Origin of the sequence: Bradyrhizobium sp. SZCCHNR1043 (assembly GCF_032489675.1) — a bacterium.
GTDB lineage: Bacteria > Pseudomonadota > Alphaproteobacteria > Rhizobiales > Xanthobacteraceae > Bradyrhizobium.
Map to the genome: position 1 here is coordinate 148,668 of NZ_JAUEYN010000004.1, position 21,206 is coordinate 169,873.

At 63.0% G+C, this 21,206-nt stretch carries 26 protein-coding genes and 1 tRNA gene; 17 read left to right on the plus strand and 10 right to left on the minus strand.

Annotated elements, in window-relative coordinates:
- Window positions 1-76 precede the first annotated feature (76 nt).
- Window positions 77-892: a hypothetical protein gene (locus tag QX039_RS08270; protein WP_315772927.1), complete on the plus strand. Its 816-nt coding sequence runs from the start codon at window positions 77-79 to the stop codon at window positions 890-892.
- Between the two features lie 26 nt (window positions 893-918).
- Here QX039_RS08270 and QX039_RS08275 read toward each other — a convergent pair whose 3' ends face one another.
- Complete coding sequence (locus QX039_RS08275) at window positions 919-1,293, minus strand: hypothetical protein (RefSeq protein ID WP_315772929.1); 375 nt, start codon at window positions 1,291-1,293, stop codon at window positions 919-921.
- Window positions 1,293-1,622: a hypothetical protein gene (locus QX039_RS08280; RefSeq protein WP_315772931.1), complete on the minus strand. Its 330-nt coding sequence runs from the start codon at window positions 1,620-1,622 to the stop codon at window positions 1,293-1,295. The genes QX039_RS08275 and QX039_RS08280 overlap by 1 nt, the downstream gene beginning before the upstream one ends.
- 462 nt (window positions 1,623-2,084) lie before the next feature.
- On the opposite strand from QX039_RS08280, the gene QX039_RS08285 reads away from it, so the two are divergent.
- Window positions 2,085-3,353 carry a DUF892 family protein gene (locus QX039_RS08285; RefSeq protein WP_315772933.1) on the plus strand — a complete coding sequence of 423 codons (1,269 nt, stop codon included), beginning with the start codon at window positions 2,085-2,087 and terminating at the stop codon, window positions 3,351-3,353.
- 423 nt (window positions 3,354-3,776) lie between these two features.
- On the opposite strand, the gene QX039_RS08290 is transcribed toward QX039_RS08285, so the two are convergent.
- Together QX039_RS08290 and QX039_RS08295 are read right to left on the minus strand one after the other, a co-directional pair.
- On the minus strand, window positions 3,777-4,034 hold the full coding sequence (locus QX039_RS08290; protein WP_315740867.1) for a hypothetical protein: 258 nt from the start codon (window positions 4,032-4,034) through the stop codon (window positions 3,777-3,779).
- 288 nt (window positions 4,035-4,322) lie between these two features.
- Window positions 4,323-4,706: a hypothetical protein gene (locus QX039_RS08295; RefSeq protein ID WP_315772935.1), complete on the minus strand. Its 384-nt coding sequence runs from the start codon at window positions 4,704-4,706 to the stop codon at window positions 4,323-4,325.
- 313 nt (window positions 4,707-5,019) lie between these two features.
- Here QX039_RS08295 and QX039_RS08300 point away from each other — a divergent pair, with 313 nt between their 5' ends.
- Window positions 5,020-5,712 (plus strand): phytanoyl-CoA dioxygenase family protein, encoded by a 693-nt coding sequence (locus QX039_RS08300; protein ID WP_315772937.1) that lies wholly within the window; start codon window positions 5,020-5,022, stop codon window positions 5,710-5,712.
- A gap of 104 nt (window positions 5,713-5,816) precedes the next feature.
- Here QX039_RS08300 and QX039_RS08305 read toward each other — a convergent pair whose 3' ends face one another.
- Window positions 5,817-6,110: an HdeA/HdeB family chaperone gene (locus tag QX039_RS08305; RefSeq protein ID WP_315772939.1), complete on the minus strand. Its 294-nt coding sequence runs from the start codon at window positions 6,108-6,110 to the stop codon at window positions 5,817-5,819.
- 315 nt (window positions 6,111-6,425) lie between these two features.
- Here QX039_RS08305 and QX039_RS08310 point away from each other — a divergent pair, with 315 nt between their 5' ends.
- Window positions 6,426-6,830: a nuclear transport factor 2 family protein gene (locus QX039_RS08310; RefSeq protein WP_315740864.1), complete on the plus strand. Its 405-nt coding sequence runs from the start codon at window positions 6,426-6,428 to the stop codon at window positions 6,828-6,830.
- A gap of 999 nt (window positions 6,831-7,829) precedes the next feature.
- Here the strand turns inward: QX039_RS08310 and QX039_RS08315 are convergent.
- Window positions 7,830-9,608 carry an acyl-CoA dehydrogenase gene (locus QX039_RS08315; RefSeq protein WP_315772941.1) on the minus strand — a complete coding sequence of 593 codons (1,779 nt, stop codon included), beginning with the start codon at window positions 9,606-9,608 and terminating at the stop codon, window positions 7,830-7,832.
- 288 nt (window positions 9,609-9,896) lie between these two features.
- On the opposite strand from QX039_RS08315, the gene QX039_RS08320 reads away from it, so the two are divergent.
- Together QX039_RS08320 and QX039_RS08325 are read left to right on the plus strand one after the other, a co-directional pair.
- Window positions 9,897-9,971, plus strand: a tRNA-Gln gene (locus QX039_RS08320).
- Between the two features lie 199 nt (window positions 9,972-10,170).
- Entirely contained in the window at window positions 10,171-10,491 is a 321-nt protein-coding gene (locus QX039_RS08325) for a hypothetical protein (RefSeq protein WP_315772943.1), read from the plus strand.
- Window positions 10,492-10,605: 114 nt separating this feature from the next.
- On the opposite strand, the gene QX039_RS08330 is transcribed toward QX039_RS08325, so the two are convergent.
- The 3 genes from QX039_RS08330 to QX039_RS08340 all read right to left on the minus strand — a co-directional run bounded on the left by QX039_RS08330 (window position 10,606) and on the right by QX039_RS08340 (window position 13,311).
- Window positions 10,606-11,082, minus strand: coding sequence for a GNAT family protein (locus QX039_RS08330; RefSeq protein WP_315772944.1), 477 nt, complete (start codon window positions 11,080-11,082; stop codon window positions 10,606-10,608).
- A gap of 94 nt (window positions 11,083-11,176) precedes the next feature.
- Entirely contained in the window at window positions 11,177-11,950 is a 774-nt protein-coding gene (locus QX039_RS08335; protein ID WP_315772945.1) for a hypothetical protein, read from the minus strand.
- Between the two features lie 32 nt (window positions 11,951-11,982).
- Window positions 11,983-13,311: a hypothetical protein gene (locus QX039_RS08340; protein ID WP_315772947.1), complete on the minus strand. Its 1,329-nt coding sequence runs from the start codon at window positions 13,309-13,311 to the stop codon at window positions 11,983-11,985.
- A 199-nt stretch (window positions 13,312-13,510) separates the two neighbouring features.
- On the opposite strand from QX039_RS08340, the gene QX039_RS08345 reads away from it, so the two are divergent.
- Entirely contained in the window at window positions 13,511-13,945 is a 435-nt protein-coding gene (locus QX039_RS08345) for a hypothetical protein (protein WP_315772948.1), read from the plus strand.
- 161 nt (window positions 13,946-14,106) lie between these two features.
- Here QX039_RS08345 and QX039_RS08350 read toward each other — a convergent pair whose 3' ends face one another.
- Window positions 14,107-14,853 (minus strand): helix-turn-helix transcriptional regulator, encoded by a 747-nt coding sequence (locus QX039_RS08350; RefSeq protein WP_315772951.1) that lies wholly within the window; start codon window positions 14,851-14,853, stop codon window positions 14,107-14,109.
- Between the two features lie 176 nt (window positions 14,854-15,029).
- Here QX039_RS08350 and QX039_RS08355 point away from each other — a divergent pair, with 176 nt between their 5' ends.
- From QX039_RS08355 to QX039_RS08400, 10 genes are read left to right on the plus strand one after another with little or no spacing between them, the layout of a single operon-like run.
- Complete coding sequence (locus tag QX039_RS08355; RefSeq protein ID WP_315772953.1) at window positions 15,030-15,332, plus strand: hypothetical protein; 303 nt, start codon at window positions 15,030-15,032, stop codon at window positions 15,330-15,332.
- Window positions 15,333-15,346: 14 nt separating this feature from the next.
- Entirely contained in the window at window positions 15,347-15,802 is a 456-nt protein-coding gene (locus tag QX039_RS08360; RefSeq protein ID WP_315772955.1) for a helix-turn-helix domain-containing protein, read from the plus strand.
- A 12-nt stretch (window positions 15,803-15,814) separates the two neighbouring features.
- Window positions 15,815-16,132 (plus strand): hypothetical protein, encoded by a 318-nt coding sequence (locus tag QX039_RS08365; RefSeq protein WP_315772957.1) that lies wholly within the window; start codon window positions 15,815-15,817, stop codon window positions 16,130-16,132.
- Window positions 16,129-16,389 carry a hypothetical protein gene (locus QX039_RS08370; RefSeq protein ID WP_315772959.1) on the plus strand — a complete coding sequence of 87 codons (261 nt, stop codon included), beginning with the start codon at window positions 16,129-16,131 and terminating at the stop codon, window positions 16,387-16,389. The genes QX039_RS08365 and QX039_RS08370 overlap by 4 nt, the downstream gene beginning before the upstream one ends.
- A 1-nt stretch (window position 16,390) precedes the next feature.
- Entirely contained in the window at window positions 16,391-16,990 is a 600-nt protein-coding gene (locus QX039_RS08375) for a hypothetical protein (RefSeq protein ID WP_315772961.1), read from the plus strand.
- A complete protein-coding gene (locus QX039_RS08380; RefSeq protein ID WP_315772962.1) occupies window positions 16,987-17,301 on the plus strand; it encodes a hypothetical protein in 315 nt (104 codons plus the stop codon). Before QX039_RS08375 ends, QX039_RS08380 begins: the two co-directional genes overlap by 4 nt.
- On the plus strand, window positions 17,298-17,489 hold the full coding sequence (locus tag QX039_RS08385; RefSeq protein WP_315772963.1) for a hypothetical protein: 192 nt from the start codon (window positions 17,298-17,300) through the stop codon (window positions 17,487-17,489). Before QX039_RS08380 ends, QX039_RS08385 begins: the two co-directional genes overlap by 4 nt.
- Entirely contained in the window at window positions 17,482-17,820 is a 339-nt protein-coding gene (locus QX039_RS08390) for a hypothetical protein (RefSeq protein ID WP_315772965.1), read from the plus strand. The genes QX039_RS08385 and QX039_RS08390 overlap by 8 nt, the downstream gene beginning before the upstream one ends.
- A gap of 3 nt (window positions 17,821-17,823) precedes the next feature.
- Window positions 17,824-19,074 carry a CHC2 zinc finger domain-containing protein gene (locus QX039_RS08395; RefSeq protein ID WP_315772966.1) on the plus strand — a complete coding sequence of 417 codons (1,251 nt, stop codon included), beginning with the start codon at window positions 17,824-17,826 and terminating at the stop codon, window positions 19,072-19,074.
- Window positions 19,074-20,864: a phage/plasmid primase, P4 family gene (locus tag QX039_RS08400; protein WP_315772967.1), complete on the plus strand. Its 1,791-nt coding sequence runs from the start codon at window positions 19,074-19,076 to the stop codon at window positions 20,862-20,864. Before QX039_RS08395 ends, QX039_RS08400 begins: the two co-directional genes overlap by 1 nt.
- The last annotated feature ends 342 nt before the right edge of the window (window positions 20,865-21,206 follow it).

Here is a 21,206-nt window from a genome sequence, read left to right on the forward strand (position 1 = left end):
TTTACGACTGGTTTGCAACAGCATCGGCGTCCGCTATCGTCCCGCGCAGAACTGCGATCTTTTGCAAGGCAATTCGATGACCAAGGTCTTTTCAGTGCTGCTGTCGCTGCTGCTGCTCTGTCACGCCTTCCCGGGGATCGCTGAGGCTGCCGCCGCCAACCGCGCGCTGCTGTCGCTGTTCTGCGCGCCCGGCGCGATCGCGGGCACCACCTGCAAGCGCGCCAGATCCTATCCCGACTCCGAGGGGCGCCGCTGTGACGTCACCCTGAAGCCGGAGCGGCAGCAGGGACGTTTCCTGGCCTCCAGCAATCCGCTGCTGGTCGTGAGCTATGGCAGCGGCTGCGAGCCGCACGCGACCGATTTCGGCGGCGCGGTCGTGTTCGAGCAGGTCGGCGGCGCCTACAAATTTCGCGGCTTCCAGCCGGGCATGCAGGTGAATGAATGCGTCGTCTCCACCGCCAGGGACGAGGCGCAGGACGTGCTCGTCTGCCTGACCGGGCATATGGGGCAGGGGGTGGTCGAGACCGGCGTGGCTCGCGTCGGCTTCGCCAGTGCCAGCGGCGGGTCCGTCGAGATGTCCTACGATTTTCTGCTGCAGGCCGAGGACACGACGGGAGCCTACCTGACCAACATCGTTAGCTGTTCGGAGCAGCTCAAATATTTCGGCCTGTCGAAGCTCGCGGCCGGGCCAACCCCCGGCAGCGTGGTCGCCGCCGTCAGCTACGCCGATCGCGAGACGATCAGCACGGCCTGCGCCAAGGGCTTTCCGAAGCCGAAGGACGCGGAGGACATGCGCGAACTCGCACCGGGTGAAGCCTTTGTGCCGGACGGTTACGCCAAGAGCGGCAGCGTCATCATCGAGATTGCAAGCCGCTCGGCAAAGTTGCGCTGAGTCTGCCGCGGTCCAGTTGTCGCGCCTCAGCGTGATCCGTCCGGGCGGGGCGGGGCAGCCGGCGGGCGCGGGCCGGCGGCCGGCGATGCCTGCTGTCGGACAGCCTCGCGCCGCAGTGCCTGCTCGAGCACGATCAGCCGCGTCGCCATGCGGGTCAGCTCGTCATGCACGGAGCCCTGAACGCCCTGCACGGCATGCTGCACCTCGCGCAACGCGTCGCGCTGGGTCTCCGCCTTGAGCACCCTGAACTCGGCCTCGATCGAGGTCAGGCGGTTGTTGACCGCCCTGATCGCCTCGGCGATCTCCTTCTGGCCGTCCTGCAGCGCGCGGACATGATCGACCAGCCGCAGATGATCGGTCAGCTCCTCGACCGTCTTGCCGATATTGCTGCGGCCCCACATTACTTCACCGACCTCAGCAGGGTCCTGATCGTCGCCAGATGGTCCTCCGGCGATCCGAGCCGCGCCGAGATCGCGCTCATCAGATCCTTGCGCAGTTCCGACAGTTCGTCCTCGGGCACGATGCGCTCGACGGCCTCATCATAGGCCATCCGCCGCGGCTCGACCTCGACGGGGCGCGGCGCGACGTCGAAATAGGGTGGCCGCTCGTACACCGGGATGTGCGGCGCCTGGCGCGATGACGTGACGCGCGCGAGACTCGGAAACCGTGGTGGCGGCGTGCGCGCCGGACGTTCGATCTGATCGATCAGCGCCGCCAACGCGACGTCCATATTGCTGTCGTCAGGCTCATCGTCGACAACGTAGGACGGCTTCCGCAGTGTCGCCCCATTCGCGGGCGATGATGACGTGAATGACGATGCGTGGTCGCGGAGTCGCGCGATGACCCGGCGGACTCGCGCGCCGAGACCTGGCTTCTCCCTGGCCGGTGTTCGCATCAACATGTCACTCTCCAGCTGAACAGCTTAGGCGAGCAGGGAAAAGCTTAGCAAGAGGCAGTCGTCGAGCTGCCAACAGGATGTATGGCGGTAGCCGGCGCAGATGCTTGCGCGCGCCGGTCCCGCACGTCCGTTGCCGGGGTGTCGTCTGCGCCCGCCTATAGTGCGACAGTGTGCATAAGAAGCGGCCGGCGCAGGCAGCCGGCGCTCGGGTTCCGGGGCGAGAGGTAAGGAACAACCGTGTGGTCGGGCCGTTCGGACATGACTGCGTCCCCTCCAACGCTCCGAGGTCCCCCGATGTATCACCACGTCAAGAAGCTGATGTTCACCGTTCGTGTCGACGAGCCCGATCCGCGCTTCGGCAACATGCTGCTCGAGCAGTTCGGCGGCGCCAATGGCGAGCTCGCCGCCGCCATGCAGTACTCGATCCAGGGCCTCAACTGCGAGGATCCCGACCGCAAGGACCTGTTGATGGACATCGGCACCGAGGAGCTCAGCCATCTCGAGGTCGTCGGCACCCTGGCGCGTCTGCATCTGAAGCCGTCGAAGTTCGATCGCGAGGCCGCCGAGGCCGATCCCTTGATCGCGATTGCCGGCGGTGGCGGTGTGAACCTGTTCAACTCGCAAGGCAATGCCTGGACCGCCGATTATCTGAAGATCACCGGCGAGCTCGACGTCGACCTGCGCAGCAACATCGCCGCCGAGGCGCGCGCCAAGATCGTCTACGAGCGGCTGATCAACTTCACCGACGATGCCGGCACCAAGGACGCGCTGCAGTTCCTGATGACGCGCGAGATCACCCACATGAAGGCGTTCGCGGTGGCGCTGGAGAGCATGGGCAAGCCGGCCTTCAGCATCGGCCGCCTCGCGCCGACGCCGGGCCTGGTCGACCAGTTCTTCAACGATTCCACGGGGGCCGGCGATCATGGCGAGATCGATACCCGCGGCCCCTGGAACGAGGGCGGCGACTGGGTCTTCACGGAGTCGCCGGCGATCCAAGCCGGTGAGCCCGGCGCGGCGTCGTCGATCGTCACCGAAAGCTCGCCGCCGGCCGACGAATCCGGCCTGAGCGATCTGCTGATGGACGAGCTGCGCGACCTCCTCCATGCCGAGAAGCAGCTCACCAAGGCGCTGCCGAAGATGGCCGAGGCCGCGCGCTTCGATCAGCTGCGCGAATTGTTCGAGCAGCATCTGGTCGAGACCGAAGCGCAGATCGAGCGCATCAACGAATGCTTCGAGCTGCTCGGCAAGACGCCGCGGGCAAAGCCCTGCAAGGGCATGATGGGCCTCATCGAGGAGGGCCAGGAGATCATGACCCAGGCCGAGGACAAGGAGGACGCCGCCGCCGATCTCGCGCTGATCGGCGCCGCGCAGCGCGTCGAGCACTACGAGATGTCGGGCTACACGACCGCGCGCAATCTCGCCTCCCAGCTCCGCCACAGCGCCGTCGTCGCGCTGCTGTCGAAGTCGCTGGCCGAGGAGGAGAATGCCGATCAGCTCCTCAACCAGGTCGCGCGCTCCTTGATGTCGGTCGCCAAGATGCCGGCCGCGATCGAGCAGGCGTGAGGCGGGGAGCGGCACCTGCGCGGCGCTTGCGCCATGCAGGCCGCCGTGGCGCGCAGACGCCACCGTGGAGCGCAGCGCAGACATTGCGTCACAACAACTGTCATCGCCCGCGCAGGCGGACGATCGAGTACTCCGAAACGGTCGACTTCAGTCGAGACGCCGCGGCGTACTGGATACCCCGCCTGCGCGGGGTATGACGACCACTTTCAGGGCGCCGCGTGTGCCCTGAAGGAGGGGGCGAGCGTCACGCCTTCGGCCGATATGCTCTGCATCTTGCGATGCGCCGCTCTCTCCCCAGCCGTCATCCCTGGCATTCACGCGCGAACGGCGCAGCCGTTCGACGCAGCGCGCGGGAGCCCGGAATCCATAACCACAGGCGATCATGGCTGGACGAGAGCCATCCCTTGCGAATCTTTCGCCCGCTTACTCCGTATAGCTGTGCACCCGCTCCGCCCTGCGGAAATGGTTCGTCGACAGGCAGCGCCGCGCCCGGCTGATCTGCGCATCGGTGGCGCCGCGGCTGCGCGCATACATCTCGGCCACCTCGGCCGTGTATTTCTCCACGTAGTAGCGCACCTCCGAGCAGGACATCCGGGTCTCAGGACCGGCCTCGTTGGCCGCCTGCACCTCGGACCCCATCGCCAGGATCAGAATCCCCGCGCCGATCACACCCCGCAACATCGACATCCTCCCCATTGTCGCAGCTGCCTGCTAACAGGCGTGACTCGGAGCGAGGGCGCAAATTAACAATGACACGCGCGTGACATCGTCAGCGCAGTGTGGCTTCGCGGTGTCACCGGACGTGACGGTTGAGCATCGCCTGCAACCGTCGCCGGGCGGAATGGCCTGTCCCCCGTGCCGCCCTGACAGTGTTGAGAGATCGAACGGTTCCGGCTTCGGAACCTACGCCTCCGGTCGAGACGGCATCATCAGCCCTGAGCGAAGGCGTGTCGCGCGTCCTGCGAGGCCTCAGGTCGTCACGGTCGTGCTCGCCGTGCCCGCGCTGCCCGAGACGCCGCTGCTCACGGCGCTGTTGGTCGCGCCTTGCGCGTTGTAGGTCTGCGCGCCCTTGCTGCTGCCGTCCGAGCTGGCGGCAGTCTTGGTCACCTCGGTCGAACCGTCGGAATAGGTGATCGTCGTGGTGGTGACGCCGTCGAGCGTGATCGAGACCTCGCTGACGACGGTCTTGCCCGACGACGAGCCGCCGCTGCCGGAGGAGCTTTCCGACGTGCTGTCAGCCGAGCTCGTGGCCGACGAGGATGACGTCGTAGACGTCGTCGAGGTGGATGATGTGGCCGAGGTGGTTTGCGACGAAGGCGCCGCGAGGGGCGTCGTGACAGAGCTGATCGACATGGGACTCTCGCATGAAGAAAGGGCAGGTGCCGCACGGGGCGCGGCACGCTTCTTCAACGCAGCCTCCGCGCCAAGCTGGCGCAATGAGTTGCGTCTGAGTGTGTCCGGATGCTGCGGTCTTCATGCGGGGTCATCGCAACTTGCGGCCAGCCGCGCCGTCCGCGGTATAGTCTTCTGTCGCAGGGTGGCACACCGAGACGTTGCGGATCACCTTCGCGCCTCTCTTGCTCTCCCGGCGCAAGTTCGGACTGATGGCGAAGAGCGGGGAGAGTGATTGCCAAGCGCCGGCGCCGCGCTCTAGTCTCCCTCACGCATGACCGTCGCACTCTCTCCCCAGCAAGCCTCGCTCGTCGCGGAAACGGGTGCGCTGCACATCGCGGCCGCGCTCGATGCGTCCGCCCTGCGCGCTCTCTTCGAGGCGCTGTCCGGCCACGCACCGGAGCAGGCGGGCAGCCGGCTGCACGGCGTCGCGGCGCTCAGGCCGTTCCTCGCCAATGCCGGACCGGTCGGCGCCGCCGCTGCCGCGGTTCTCGGTGACGCCACTCGCCCGGTGCGGGCGGTCTATTTCGACAAGACGGCCGCGTCGAACTGGGCCGTGCCCTGGCATCAGGACCGCACCATCGTCGTCCGCGAGCGCATCGATGTCACCGGGTTCGGGCCCTGGACCATCAAGGGGGGCCTACAACACGTCGCGCCGCCCTATGAGGTGCTCGCGCGCATGGTCACCCTGCGCGTCCATCTCGACGTCGTGCCGGACGGCAACGCGCCGCTGCTGATCGCTCCAGGCTCGCACCGCCTCGGTCGCATTTCGGAAGGCGATGTGGCCGCGACGGTCGCGCGCTGTGGCACGGCGACGTGCTGCGCCGACGTCGGTGACATCTGGCTCTACGCGACGCCGATCCTGCACGCTTCGGAGCCCTCAACCCAGCCCGGCCATCGCCGGGTGCTGCAGATCGATTTTGCCGCGGACGAACTGCCGGGCGGGCTGGAGTGGCTCGGGGTCTAGACGAAGAGAGGGGCCGAGCAGCCGCAAAGTCACCTGCGGTGGCGTGCGTGCGGAAAGCGTGTTCATTCGCCTGCGCGCTGACGATCCGCAGCCATCCTATTTGCCTATTTGCCGAGGATCTTCTCCGCCGCGGTGACGATGCTGACCGTCGGATGCTCGGCGCAGTACTTGCCGAACTTCTTGGCGTTCTCGAGGAACACCTCGGTGTCGAAGATCGCCTCGTCCTGGTCGCCCTTGTACCAGCCGTCGAGCCAGATCAGCACCATCTTGATACCGTCGTCGCCGCTTTCGACGAACTGCTTGCAGCTCATGGTGGAGAGATCGAGAACGACGGCCGACGCCGGCGCGGACGACAGCATCAGGGCCGCGGCAAACAACGTCGCAACGACAGATTTCATATTCTTGCTCCGAATGGATTTGGTGAAAAACAACGAACTATGCAGAGGCTTCGCGAATGAGGAGCCGAACTGCGTGACCACGGTCGAGCCGGCACCTGAGCAGATAGAACTGGCTGGATCGATGGCGGAAGTCAAGAACGGCAGCGGCCTCAATCAGAGGAAGCGCGGCGGGCTACGCCTTCGGCTAGCTGGCCCATGCTCGCTCCATCTCTCCGAGGTAAGTGAGCACAGTTGAAGGCGAAGTTTTCGATTGACTCAATTGCAAGTAGATCAATGAGCAGCTAAGGTCTTCGTGCTGAACTTTGGGAGGTGCCGATGGAAAATCGCGAAGTACTCCTCGAGCAGGTCAGGCGCGCATACAAGGCGCGCGACACGGGGGCGTTGGACGACCTGATGGCAGAGTGTCATCCGGACGTGGTGTTCACACTGGCTGGCGACCGGAACGCCACCAAAATGTTGGGGTGCATGTGTGGTCACCCCCAAGTCAAGGAGGGCTTGGCCAAGCTCATCGATACGTTCGAGTTCGCGCAGCGAAATATCCTGACCGAACTGGTGGACAACGATCGCGTGGCCGTGCGTTCCCGCCTCACCGTGCGAAGCTGTCCGACGAATATGACGCGGGAAACCGAGATACTCGACCTCTTCAGAATTCAGGATGGGAAGATCGTCGAACTAATAGAGTTCGCCGACACGGCGCTCATCCAGACGATGGCGTCGTAAGCCGGTTGAGCGCTACGTGGCGACCACCAGAGCGGCTCGCACTGCGACCTGCGTGGTGCGGCGTCGGATCATTGTCCCGGAAATGAACATTGTCCCGGAAGTGAATGGCTGACTGGGGCAGGGCTTGAACTTTATCGGCAATCGACCTGGTTCCTTCCGGTTTGCCGGAGTGCAGGGAAGCGCGCTTCCGACCCGTCGGCCAAATCAGCTCGGTCGGGCCAACCCCTGTCAAGTCGTTCTGAAAAACATAAATCGCTTTGCGGCTTGCCCAAATCAGCATTATGGTTCGCGCATCCCGTTGCACGGTAGGGGACGGTTCGCGGTCGTCACGGACGTTGGCAGCGGGATGCGGTGGACGCGGGCGGCGCAGTGCTGTTGGCACGGACGAACGTTAGCCTGCGGACGGTGAAGGCGCGTGGTTCCGATACTCCGATGCTAGTATCCAGCGCAATGCGCGAGAAGCGCATTGTCGCGACATGGTGGCCAGAAAGCCCGGTGCACCAGGAAGAGCGCGCTATAGCCCGTTAAAACCATCGCGCGGGGAAGGCCGGGTGTTCTCGGCCAGACCTGTGGTGACTGCCGCCTGCTTTTTTTCTGCAGGCGGGCCACGGGCGCGGCCAGCGCCCGGCCTTCCCTGCGCCCTCCACTCGGTGAGGGCGGGTTTCGAGAGCATAGCTCGGGCGCGGAATGCGTCGCGAGGACGCGGATGCTCATCTCATCGCGACAGGCTGTTCGGATAGATGTTTGAGATGTGGATCAATGAAGCGGCGAACTCGGGACACCCTCCCCTGGAGGGGGAGGGTCGATCGCGTGCGTAGCGCGGGATCGGGATGGGGTGATCTCTCCGTTGGCACAAGCATCCGCGGAGAGATCACCCCACCCCGCCTCACGCGTCGCTGCGCGCCCCGCGAGGCGACCCTCCAGGGGAGGGTGGGAGCCCGGCAGCGAGCTTTGGTGCGGGAGGCTGAACTCGCTGGTCTGGGTCGCGACGCTCGCCGCTCACGCCACCAGCACGGCCTCCGCCGCGAGCACGGCGTCGGCGCCGTCGGTGACGGTCTTTTCCAGGGACGGGGCCTGCACCGCGAAGGTCTCGGCGAAGAACCGGGCGAGCGCGACGTGACGCGCCCCCTCGGTCTCGTTCTCGCTGCGCGCGGCCAGCGCCTCGTTGGCCAGCATGCAGCCGCCGAGCGCCGAGCCGAACAGGCGCAGGTAAGGCGTGGCGCCGGCGAGCGCATCGTTCGGCGCGGTGCCGAGCTTGTCCAGCAGCCAGCGGCTGGAGCGGTCGAGCGCGCCGAGCGCCTCGCGCAGCTTGGCGCCAGTGGTGCCGAAGGCCGGATCGTTCGAGGCCTCGACGCGGCGGACGATCTCGGTGAGCTCGTCGAGCAGCTTGAACACCGAGGCGCCGCCGTTCGCACCCAGCTTGCGGGTGACGAGGTCGATCGCCTGGATGCCATTGGTGCCCTCGTAGATCGCGGTGATGCGCGCGTCGCGATAGTGCTGCGCGGCGCCGGTCTCCTCGATGAAGCCCATGCCGCCATGGATCTGGACGCCGAGATAGGCGACCTCGTTGCCGATGTCGGTGGAGAACGCCTTTGCGATCGGCGTCAGCAGCGCGCCGCGCGCGGCGGCTTCAGTGCGCACCGCCGGATCCTTGGCGCGCACGGACACGTCGAGTGCGACGGCGGTCGCGTAGCAGATCGAGCGAGACGCGGCGGTGAGGACGCGCATCTGCATCAGCATGCGCTTGACGTCGGGATGGGCGATGATCGCGTCCGAGCCAGTGCCCTTAGCTCCCACGGCGCGGCCCTGTTTGCGCTCCTGCGCGTAGGCCAGCGCCTGCTGATAGGCGCGATCGGCGACGCCGACACCTTCGAGGCCGACGCCGAGCCGCGCCTGGTTCATCATCGTGAACATGCAGCGCATGCCGGCGTTTTCTTCGCCGATGAGATAGCCGATGGCGCCGCCGTGATCGCCCATCGTCATGGTGCAGGTCGGCGAGGCGTGCATGCCGAGCTTGTGCTCGACGCCGGTGGCGTAGATGTCGTTGCGGGCGCCGAGCGAGCCATCGGCGTTGACGAGGAATTTCGGGATCAGGAAGAGAGAGATGCCCTTGGTGCCGGCCGGCGCGTCCGGCAGCCGCGCGAGCACGAAATGCACGATGTTGTCGGTCATGTCGTGGTCGCCATAGGTGATGAAGATCTTGGCTCCGGTGATGCGGTAGCTGCCGTCCGCGGCCCGCTCGGCGCGGGTGCGCAAGGCGCCGACGTCGGAGCCGGCCTGCGGCTCGGTGAGCTGCATCGTGCCGGTCCACTCGCCGGAGATCAGCTTGCCGAGATAGATGTCCTTCAGCTCCTTGCTGCCGTGGGCGTCGAGCGCCTCGATGGCCGACAAGGTCAGCAGCGGGCACAGGCCGAAGGCGACGTTGGCCGCGCTCCAGATCTCGGTGCAGGCGGCGTTGATGGCGAGCGGCAGGCCCTGGCCGCCATGCGCCTCGGGACCGGACACCGCGTTCCAGCCGGCCTCGGTCCAGCGCTTGTAGGCGTCCGGCCAGCCGGGCGCGGTGGTGACCTTCTTATCGGCGAGCTTGACGCCGTTCCTGTCGCCGATGTGGTTGAGCGGGGCGAGCACGTCGCTCGCGAATTTGCCGGCTTCCTCGAGCACGGCCGCGGTGATGTCGGGGTCGAAATCGCCGTAATGGCCGGCCTCGACCGCCGCCTTCAGCCCGGCGCCGTGGTTGAGGGCGAGCAGCATGTCGTTGAGCGGGGCGCGATAGGTCATGGCGTGTCCTCGGGGCTCGATGTGGCCGGTTTGGCCGCCGTCATCCCATGAAACCGGTCGGGTCTCAACTTTTTCGCGTGGCGCTGCGGCCGGGCGCCGCGGCGGCTTCCAACGAGCAGGATAAGGGCTTGCCGGCATTGACGAATTGGCCTGGGCGGCGGATCACCGGAGGGGCCTGCAAAATTCCTGCGGCGGCGCGGTTGAAATGGGCGGGCGCGCTCTGTAGACCACGGGCGCCGACCCGGAATCGCATGGCGCCCGCGCGCCACGTCGATCCGCCGGGCCTGATGGGGCGTAGCCAAGCGGTAAGGCAGCGGATTTTGATTCCGCCATACGGAGGTTCGATCCCTCCCGCCCCAGCCAAAATTCCGCTAGAAAATCAATTTCTTACAAATTCGACGATTTTTCATTCTGAACGGGATTCCGCTGCGTATTCTGAATGGATGTTTCTGGTGCGTTCGCCGGGACCTCGGTGCAACGCCGCGCGGCCGTCGCTGCCTCAGCCATTGATTTCCCTTAGGGGTTGCATTTTGATGGCACATTCGACCGGAGGGGATGTCGCATGGACGGGCTAATGGAATACCTTACAGACGCAAAACTCGCGGTTGATACTATCAAGGGCATCATCGGCTTGTTGCCTGCAGGACAGCAGAGAGACAAGGCACAAGCCGACCTCGCGAAAGCAGAGACCGCGCTTGATACGAGCAAAGCAGAAATCGCCAAGGCGTTAGGCCACAAGCTTTGTAAGTGCACGTTCCCGCCGCAGATCATGCTGTGGAAGGAGGACTTGAAAACGAATGTCTGCCCGGAATGCGGACATCAAAACCCGCCTCGTCACGATCCGCCCCAACTCAAACCGGGGCGCTTCGGCGGTGTGGCGTAAGGCTTGTAACGGTGCATCGGCGGTTTGATTGACGGCCTGCAATTTCGCCTGCCCTCCGCCCCAAGCGCCCGCTTTCGGTGCGTTCGCAAGGCGTGCGCTCGGCTCTTCCCATGATCAGGTCGTCTCGACCTTGAGAATGAAACGGAGCGCAGGAAGGCCGGAAACGCTGTCGGTGATCTGTTCCGGCTCACGCGATAGGACTGCGGTTGCAACCTTCTTGGACGGCTCATTGTCCACGCTCACAACGGCTTCAACGTAGAACGGGGGATATCCGTTGCGGCCGAATCCCGCCGCGAGTTCGCGGATCGCAGCCTCCACCGTGCTTTTCGCTAGTCCCTTGTTGCGATGTCTTTCCGGGACGGCCACGCCAATCGCAAGACAAGGACTGCCATCGATTGGTTCGACGCGAGCGAAATTGACGAAAGCCGTGACAATGCCGTTATCGATACGGACATAAGTCATGCGCAAGAAGCCGTGCTCAGTATCCGTGTGCAGATAAATGTTGGGATCAAGTGTGCCCCGATGGAGGTCCAGCAGGCCAGCAGAAAAAGCTTGCTGAAACGAAACCAAAGCAACGTGGGGATCGGTCATGCTTGGCAATGTCGCTCTCCGTTTTCAGAAGCGATGAAAGAGTCTACCATCATGGGCTGTACTACGACAGTCCTAGACTCTGGATCGAAGGCGCTCAGGGGAAAAAGCTATCGAGGAAGGCACACACAACGCCGGCTTTGAGTATTGTAAAAAACTCCCGACCGCCCCGCACGATGATACCAGCAAAAAAGGCATGCAGTCTTCCGTGGTCCATCCCGATAGCAAACGCTGATCCGCCGCTCATGCCGTCAGGATGCGTATCGAGAGGACGCGTCACTTGAACGGTTAGCAGCGCGGCGTCGCTCGGTTGTGAGTGAGGTTGGCAGGTGACTTGCCGACGCGCGAGACCGAGGTGGTTATTTTCATGAATTTCGTATGCCTGGTCATCTGATGGGTAACCAGTCAACGACATCGCTAGGACGTTGGAAGCAAGCACCTCGGGTGGCACTTTGGACAGCTCAAAGAAGCACTTTTTGAGTTCAGGCCTGTCCTTGCACGGCTCTGTAAAATCAAACGCCACAATGTCATAGGCGTCTGTCTCAGGGTGAAGATTATAGCGACGGACGCCGCCGGACGTTATGATATGGCTACCCGTTTCGGTTAGCATGGCTACTTGCGTAACATCGATTCCGCGAAGCTGATGCTGCGTCGTGAGCAGGATTTCGCGCCCATGACGGCGGACCGCCGTCGCAGAGCCAACAAGGGAAATCTTGAATGTTTCGTCGTTGTTGTTGACTACGAGGTTGAAAGCATGACGCGCTAGAACGCCTTCAATCTGGCGGCCGGGGATGATCAAGCCGTTTACATCGACGCCAACCGCAGCGAAATGGCCTAAAACAGTGCTAATCGTTTGGTTTTCGCGATCCAAGCAACCCGCCCGCCTCGTTATTGGCCGTTCTTTCAGCGCGCGGCCCGGCTGTCGTTCTGCAATTCAATTCGCTGATCGTTCTGGGCGTCTTTTTCCGGTGCGTTCGCCAAGACGTGCGCCCGGCGCTTCCTAGTCGCGGCCAAAACTCGCGGTGCCGTCCGCTTCGCATACCCCGCGTAGCTCTCCTTGGTGCGGTGAGCCGACAGCGCCCGGCCTTGCCCCTCCGTCAGCTCGGCTTCTTCTAGTTCGGTCATGCCGCCATGCCGGCAGGCGTCCAGCGTGAAGTGCGTCGGGAGGCCGATGTCCTTCCGAAGCCGCTGTACAATCTTCTGCATTCCCGAAAAGCTATAGGGCTTGGCGAAGGCCTTGGCGCCGGGTTTGACATGCCGCTTGTCAGTGGCGGGTAGCACCTCGCGAAGGATCAGCGGCACGCCTAAGCGCTTCAGGTGTGCAAGGACAGCCTCGGCCTCGGGATAGAGCTGCACGGCGGTGCCGTCATCTAGAATGTCCTCCAAGGGATGGTCGATCTTGGCGCCGGTCTTGTGGTGCTCAATCTGGATCACGGGAGTCCCGCTCTTATTCGCCCGGTAGCCGGTCCAGCGGATGTGCCCTGCCAACACGTTTTCCGGCCTCTGGAGCCATTCGAAGCAAATGACCGCTGCGGCCGCTGCGCCGACTTCGCCGCGCTCCACGGCCCCGTTGGCGAACGTGTAGACCTGTTCTCGGGTGACGGCGGGCTTGCTTGCCTTGACGCGCGTCTTCATCGTGACGCCCGGCCACGGGTTCGGGACATCCTTGGCGAACTCGGCCGGGTACAGGCGGTGCACCACACGCCACGCCTTCCGGCATAGACCCACGAACTTCTCGCCCCGGCGGTACAGGACCGATTCGTCCTTGTCGTTCGTGATGAACTTCTCATAGAGCAGATCGGCAGCGCGCGGGCTGATGCTCTTTATCGGCAGGGAGCCGATGCGCTCGCCTTTCTTATTCAGGAAGTCGCCGATGGCCTGCATGCTGTGCTCGTAGCCGGGCCGCGATCGTTTGGAGACCTTTTCTAGGTAGGCTTTTGAGCGCTTGTACTCGCGAAAGAGCCAATCAACCGTCCCGACGCGGGCGCCTCCAAGCGTCTCCTTGCTTGGCTTGCCCATCATCTTGTCAAACCATTCGTCAAAGAGCGCGTTCAAGACGGCAGCTCGGCCACCCTCGCCATCGGCGCCACACGCGGTGACATAGTCGCCAAGCGGTTCGTTGGGGATGGTACAGCCGAGCTTTCGATATTTTGTAGGCACGGTGTAGTAGAACGCTTGCCGGCCGCCTGCGAGCGACTTGGGCAGGACGTAGCGCGGCAGCTTCAGCGCCACAGTCACAGATCCTCTGCGGCGTCGTATTCGATCGACACCGGTGCAATTGCGCGGTCCAGGTCCTCTCTTAGCCATAGCTGCCGGCGGCCCTCTTTCACTCGGGGCCATGGATACTCTTTCCCGACCCGGGTCAAGAATCCCTCAACCGTCGTTTCTCCGCAATAGCCGGCGGCGAGCGCCGCTGGCATTCGGCGGGGCCATGAGCCATGCGGAATTTCTGAAGGGCGTTTCGGGCGGGTCATTTGGGCAGCCAGCTGTCGGGCATGGATGCTCAGTCCTCGACGTGATGGGCGGTTACGATCTCGATTTTGCGGGCGGGGTAACGGAAGCCGAGCGGCGTCAGCTCCACTTCCACCAGGTGCCAACACGACTTGCCGCAGCGCTCGATCTCGACCCGCATCTGAGCGCCGGTAGGGTTCACCTCGACTCCGTCGCGCCGGACAATGGGAAGGGTCTCGAAAACCTGCCGGGACATCACGATGGGCTCTCGGAATTCGAAGTGCGGCTGAAAGGGTCGCGGCTCGATTACGATCATCGGCTCGCCTGCAGGGGAATCGCCGAGAAAAGCTGGGTGCGGGCCAAAGGTTCTGCGGATATAGCGCCGTTCATGTTCTCACCAATCAAACTAACATAATTGGTTAGATTGAGTCGGTCGCGTACTCAACTACCTTCGCTAGATTTGCACAAAAAATCGCGCCGTCCGACACCATCGATGCGCGCTCTGCTGCGCACACAAAAGCCGGCGAGGATGACTGCGCCGGCTCTGCTGCTCGCGTGATCGGCGCTGCCGATGTTTCAATCATCTTCGCGGGAAAACACCCTGCGAACTCGGCCCACAAGTTCGATGTGGGCGTTCTCCGTATCATCCAGTCGCGCCCACTGTTGATGGTTAGGATGATCGGACTCGGGCTTGAGCCAGTAGGACCCATCTGCGGCTTGGCTTAGGAGCTTGATGGAGTCTTCCACCATGCCATCCTTGCGAGTCATCCTGACGTGGTACCGCTTGCCGGCTGCGATTTCGCCGGGCTTCTGCTCGACCTTGGACAAGATGACAATGGAGCGGGGTGGATAGCGCAGGTTGTTCGATGGCCCCCTGATCTCACCCGCATAAAGCGTTGCCCCTCTTAATTTTTCATCTTCCTGTACCATGAGGTCGAACTGCTTCGCTTCGGGCAGGGTGCTTGTCTGATGCCATTTCCCTCCTTCGAACGCATGGGTGACGCGCACTCGAATGTGGTTCTTGGCAGCTGGCGGAGAGATGATTTCGGCCGGCGGCACTCCGAAGACTTCGCCGAGCACGTTCATCCACTCTTGCGAGAGCGTGGTGCTGCCTATCGCGAGCCGGTTGACCGACACCTCGTGAACGCTAGTCCTCCCGGTATCTCCGCGCTCTGCTGCGAGCTTTCTGATGCGCGCTGCAACCTCGGCGTAGGTCCACTTCCTCTCTTTGATCAGCTCGGCAATTCGGTTTGGGTAGGCCTTCGGCTTCCTGGCTTTGCGCACGGGGGCGGGGCTCTCTGCGAAAGAAATTTCATCACTCATTTCAAGACGATACTCGTTATGATTGGAAAATACACGCAACTCGCAAGACATAAATGTTGACTAAAATCTAGCGAATCAGGTTAGGAATTGCCACTACCAAGACGGAACCCCCGTCTTGACCTGTAGATCGCTGGGCGCGCCGGCATGTTTTGATATCGGTGCGGAAGGGTTTTCAGATGGTTGGCCTGACGCCGGGCGGCATCGCCGTTTCCGGAGACGCTATCGCTTTGTCTTCCGTGGTCGCCGGCTTGCTCCTGCTCGCGTTTGTCGTGGGTGTTTGGGCGAGTCGGCGGCCGGTGGATGTCCTCGATCTGCTTGAAGGTCCGCCGGACATCACCCCGGATGCGCCGGGGCCTCTGATCATTTTGGGCTGCTGCTGCTCGGCACGCCTGCCGTCCTGCTTCTGCGCGGTTGATGGCTTTCGCAATCCTCGCGGTGCCGGTCGCGGCCGATGCCGCTCCTTCCGTCCGCATCACTGATCCGGGGCAACAGCATGCGCGCAATTCGATTATCGGCCGAAAAGACCACTGAAGTTCAACAAGCATGGCACGGGACAATGACCCGCGCTCGGGTGGCGCAGGAATACGGGCTTTCTGAGAAGGCCGTTCGCACCATTTGGAAACGCGCCCGAAAGGCTGGCCTGTTGCCAATGGCAAGCCGCCCGCACTTTGAGCCGGCGCCGTCATCGCCCGTCCATCTCGGCACAGACCCCGCCGCGGACCTGACTGATGCGGAGATCGTGTTTGAGGCGGCAGAGATGCATGAGGCCAACGTCCGATGTTCCGGCGGCCTGCTCGCTGCGCTCCGCAGGCATCACAGCGGGGACCCCGCTGCGCATGATCGGCCCTCCGACTACGCGTTGCGTTGCGAGCTGAAGGGCGAGGCCGTCCCGACGCCGGCTGACATCATGGTCTTGTGCCGCATCCACGACCTCAACTCCAGTAACTAACAGGCCATTACCATGAAGAATGAGCGCCAAATCCCGGCGTGCGTCACCGTGCGCGGCTTCCGGGTGAACTCCACGGGCGTTTTCCCGGTCGCGCATTTGGCGGATGCCAACGTCGCCCGGATCGATATGGACGGCCTCCCGGCAGGGCTGCAAATCGACATCAGCGGTAGCGAGGGCTCCGGTCGCTTCTGGTGGATCATGCGCGCGATCAGCGAGGCCTATGCCCTCGGGAGCGACAACGGCTTTCAGAATGGACGCCGTGACGTCATCGACAAGGTTGGAAAGGTATTTGCCAATCCGCGCGTGCCGTCCAGTGGTCGGGGCGCGTGATGATCCGTGTTGTTATCCGCATCCGCGCGATTGCCGCCACCGTCACGGCGTGGCTGTCCCGCTGCAACGCCATTCGCACTCTTCGTGGCGCCATCGAGCGCAAGCGTGAGCGGCATCAGGCGCTGATCAATCTCGACATCCCGGGCCTGCTCGGCGGGCTCGCTCTCGGCGGCGCTGCTGTTGCCGTCGCCCTGTACGTCATCCCGCAAATCGAAGGCTCGATTGCGATTTTCAACTATGTGCTTGGGGGAATGTGAAGTGAAGCCGACCGTTTATCTCGCGGGTCCGATCACAGGCGAAACCGTCGCCAGCGCCAACGATTGGCGAGGGGACATGACCGAGCGCCTTGCACGTCACGGCATCGTCGGCATCTCTCCTCTGCGCGCTCAACCCGTGCAGGGCGAGCGCTACGACCTGCATTTCCCGGACCCTTGCTTTGGTATGCCCAAGACCATTGTTTCCAAGAACTACTTGGACGTGAAGCGTTGTGATTTCGTGCTCGCTTATTTCCCGGAGCCGCCGGAGGTCGCGGAGCTTGATGGAATCCTCGATCGCATGGGCGATCTGGTTGAGCAGATTGAAGAGCGGTTCGGGCCGCTTGATAGTGAGACGCAAGACGCGGTTGTCTCGGACGTCGCTGCTCTGAAGCGTATTGCTCGCCGTGGCCTTCTGCGGACGCTCGGCACCACGGGTGAGGTCTCCTGGACCAAGCCTCTCGGGAAGCCCTGCGCCATTGTTACGGATGACCCGTTCATTGAGGATCACCCGTTCATGTCGGTGCAGGCCGACTACATGCTTTCGACGTTCGATGAAGCCGAGCGGCTGATCGTTGGCCTTTTTGCGGACTATGCCCGATGAGCGCCCCTTCGGTCACCATCGCGCCCCGGGAGGCTCGCCCGTGTCGCCTTCGCGCCGCACCCCTGCCAATTCGCATCACCGAGCAGGAAAGCGGCTCCAAGATCGAGCTACGCCTCGGCGTTGTCACGGTCGGGCTGATCACTCCGAACCCGGCGAGCAACGGTTACTTCTACGCTGTGAACCTGCCGGGCTTCTCTCCGGCTCCTGTCCCGGCGCGCGATGTAGAAACGGCTCGCCGCGCGCTGCAACGGAAGGTCCGCGAGTGGTGCGAGGCCGCATCCTTGGTGACCGAGCGGCGGGGGCGGCAATGAGTGGCGCTTCCTACACGCCGGAGGAGCTGGCTGAGTTCGACCGGCTTACGCGGGAGATGTCCTCCACGGATCAGGTGACCCGCATCATGGGCCGTCTGCATACCAGCAAGTTCGTGTCGTCGCACGGCAAGGCCAAGTGTGACGTGATGTTCGCCGAATTGAAGCGCCGGGAGGCTCGCAATGCCTGAAGCGCCTGCAAAGCCGGCCTCAAAGCGCAAGGTCGTTGCCGTGGGCTGGACTGAGATGTTGGCCGCGGTGAAGAGCGAAACTGCGCGGTTCGATGCCCGCCTGATCTCCTTGAGGCAGGAACTATCGGACCCCTCCTTGACTGACCGCGAGCGCGACACAGTGCAACGGGTCATTGAGCAACAGGAGCGGCACGCGGAAGTGTTCGCGGCGGCTTGGCGCGTCCTCTGGAGCGTCCGCAGCGATGAGCGCCTGTTGAAGCGTCTCCACGAGGTGCGCCGCGCTGAGCAGGTTTCCGACGATAACCAGCCTGATCACGTTCAGTACGAATAACCAATGATCACAGATGACGCGCTGAACGCGCTCAAAGACCGCATCTCGGTTGATGCGGTTGCGAGCGAATGGGTGACTCTGCGCCGAAAAGGCAAGGGATACGTCGGACCGTGCCCCATATGCTCGGATGACCCGCACTCGAAAACCGCTATGCGGTTCGAATGCACGGGAGACAAATGGATTTGTGCCGTCTGCCCGGACGCAGGCGACGTCATCAAGCTGATGATGAAGCGCGAGGCCATCGGCTTTCGCGACGCGATCGAGCGGCTTGGTGGCGCGAAAGAAGAGGCGCCCACGCCCAAGCTCGCCCGTATGGCCGGCAAAAGGGCTTTCAACTCGGCTGATGGTCGGTCGATGCCGGACGTTCCCGCGCCCTATGACGCAGATGCGGCACTCCGCGTGGCTTGGTGCGCCGGGTGGAACGATGGCCGCAAGGCGGACGAAACGAACGCGCTCTATCGCGAGCGCGAGCGCAAGAGGCTCCATGATGCCTTTTGGCTTCCTGCCAAGCATTGGCTCGGCACGCCGGTTGAGACCTATCTGAGAGGCCGGAGCGTGATCCTGCCGCGCAATGCGCAGGTGCGCTATCACCCAAGCATGCCGATGTTTGCGGATGGCCGAGAGAACCGGCCGACACTCCTGCATCGCGGCCCCGCGCAACTCGCCGCGTTCTTTGACGCCGGGCAGGTGTTTCGCGGGTTGCATATCACCTGGCTGGACCCGAGCGGTCCGAAGGGCAAGGCCGCAATCATCAACCCGGAGACGGGCGAGCTGATGCCGGCAAAGAAGATGCGCGGCACGAAAGCGGGTTGCTACATCGACCTGGGCGGCGCCGTAGCGCCTCGGCGCATCATCGCGGGGGAGGGCATCGAGACGGTAGCGGCTGTCTGCACGGCTTTGTACCGCGCCGGCCGCGATCTCTCCTCCACGGCCTTCCGTGCGGCTGGTGACCTCGGCAATCTCGCCGGCAAGGCCTCCGTCTCCCTCCCGCACCCAACGCTTAAAGACGGGAGCGGCAAGCCTCGCAAGGTCCCCGGACCCGAACCCGACATGTGCTCGCGGGCAATGCCGGTGCCCGATGGCGTCTCCGAGCTGGTGTTGCTCGGCGATGGGGACAGCGAACCAATCCTCACGCGCCTCGCGCTGGAGCGAGCTTCACACCGTCACGCCAAGGAAGGCCGAACGATTCGAGCCGCCTTCGCGCCTGACGGAACGGACTTCAACGATTTGATCAAGACACGGCGGACAGCCTGATGGACTACCATGGATATGACGATATCGTGCGCGCCGTTGAGGGCGATGGGGATTTCCCCTCCGCACCTCCCGCGCCTCCGGGGGAGCCCTCGCACACCCCCGCGCCCCCCTCAAGAGCAGAGCCAAGCGATAAAACCATCGCGGAATGCGCCCTCTTGGATGAGAGCGACACGTCAAACGGCGTGCGCCTGATGAGCTACTTCCCGGATCAGCTTCTGGTCATGAAAGTGTCCAGCGTCGCAGGAGGTGACAAGCTGATTTGGTCGGGGACGCACTGGGACATTGACGAAGGCGAGGCGGGCGCGGCTCTGATCGCGCAGAAGGTGGGCGACTACATCCAAAAAGAGGCGGCCTATCTGGTCGCAACGGAGGACGAAACACGCGCTATGGCGGCCGTAACCGAGGCTGTCCTAGACGAGTTGGACGCGCTGAAAGCCATCTCGGCCAAGGAGCGCACGTCAGAGCAGCGCAGGCGGCTCCGGGAGGTCGATGCTATTGCGAAGGCTGGTCACAGCGCGGCTGCTGCCGTCAGGCGTCGTCAGGAGCGCCGTCAAAATTTCGGGGTGCAGTCCAAAGATCAAGGCCGCATCGAGAAAATGTTGGAAAACGTTTCGCCACGGCTCCGCAAGAACATTGAGGAGCTGAACGCCTCCGCGCTGTCGGTGGCAACGCGGACGCACACGCTCGTGTTCCATCAGGAGATTGACCCGGAGTGTCCGGACCCAAAGGCGACGCGCTACAAGTCTTGGATCGAAGCTCGGAAAGGCCATCGTCAGGAGGACTACATCACGGCGCTCGTGCCTGTGAATTACGACAAGAAGGCCAAGGCCCCACTATTCGAAGCCTGGATTGAGCAGATGATGCCGGACGCGGAGACGCGGCGAACACTGCAACAATTCTGCGGCTGCTCGATCCTCGGCATTCCGCTGCAGTTCTTCATGTTTCACTACGGTGAGGGCGCGAACGGAAAATCGGTGTTCCTTGAGATGCTGGTGCGGCTGCTCGGCAAGAGCTTCGCGGTCGGCCTGCCCACGGAAAGCATCATCGGCAGCGGCGAGCGCGCCGGAGGCGGTGCATCGCCCGACCTTATCAGGCTCTTTGGCAAGCGCATGGTGCGTGTTCTGGAGCTCCCGGAGGGCAAGCCGCTGCAGAGCGAACTAATCAAGAAACTGACGGGCGGTGAGGAAATCCCGGTGAGGACGCTGTACAAGGGCTATATCGACTTCATGCCTCGGGCCAAGCCTCACATGAGCGGAAACGGCCTGCCCAAGATCCTCGATACCTCAAACGGCATCTGGCGCCGAATGCTGTTCGTGAAGTGGCCAATCATGATCGCGGAGGAGGATCGGCGCGACCCCGAGGTGATGGTGCGGGAATTCCTTTCCGAGGCCCCGGGCGTGTTCAACTGGCTTTGCGAGGGAGCGCGCGACTTCCTCTCGGGCGGCCAAATCTACATCGCGCCGAAAGTGAGGGCGGACGTGCAGGCGTACAGGAAGGAAATGGACATCGTGTTGCAGTTCGTTGAGGACTGCGTTGAGAAAGCGGAGGGGGAGACCGTGCAGGCCCGTGACATGTACTTGGCGTTTAAAGATTGGTGTATTGTCAACAGCAAGAATGTGGTATTCGAGACTCGTTTCGGCCGAGATATGAAGCGGCATTGTCAGAAGGACGACAAGTCCCGGGTCCGCAAGTACCTTGACGTGAAGCTTCGCGATGATCGGCCGCGGCCGACTGAAAGCGAATTGCGGGCCAACAAGGCCGCTGAAATCAATAGCGATGTGGTGCCATAGCGCATTTGCGTCGGGTGTTGCCGAATGGCCGCCGAGGGTTGCGAGGGTTTTGCGAGGGTTTCGGTCCAACCCTCGCAGCTAAAAAACCGAGTCGCGCCAACTACTTCCCGAACTGAGCGAAGGTCGCGAGGGTTTTCGCGCACACGCATGTAGGCGAGCTGAAAATTCGCCAGCCGTCAAAATTTTTGAACGGCCTCATATGACACGCGTACAAACCCTCGTACCCTCGCATCATGATGTAGTTACATGCATTATGTGTATGTAATTTATAGCAAATATTGTTTGCGATAGTTTTTCAAAAACCCTCGCAAAACCCTCTCACACTATCGGTTGCATAATAGC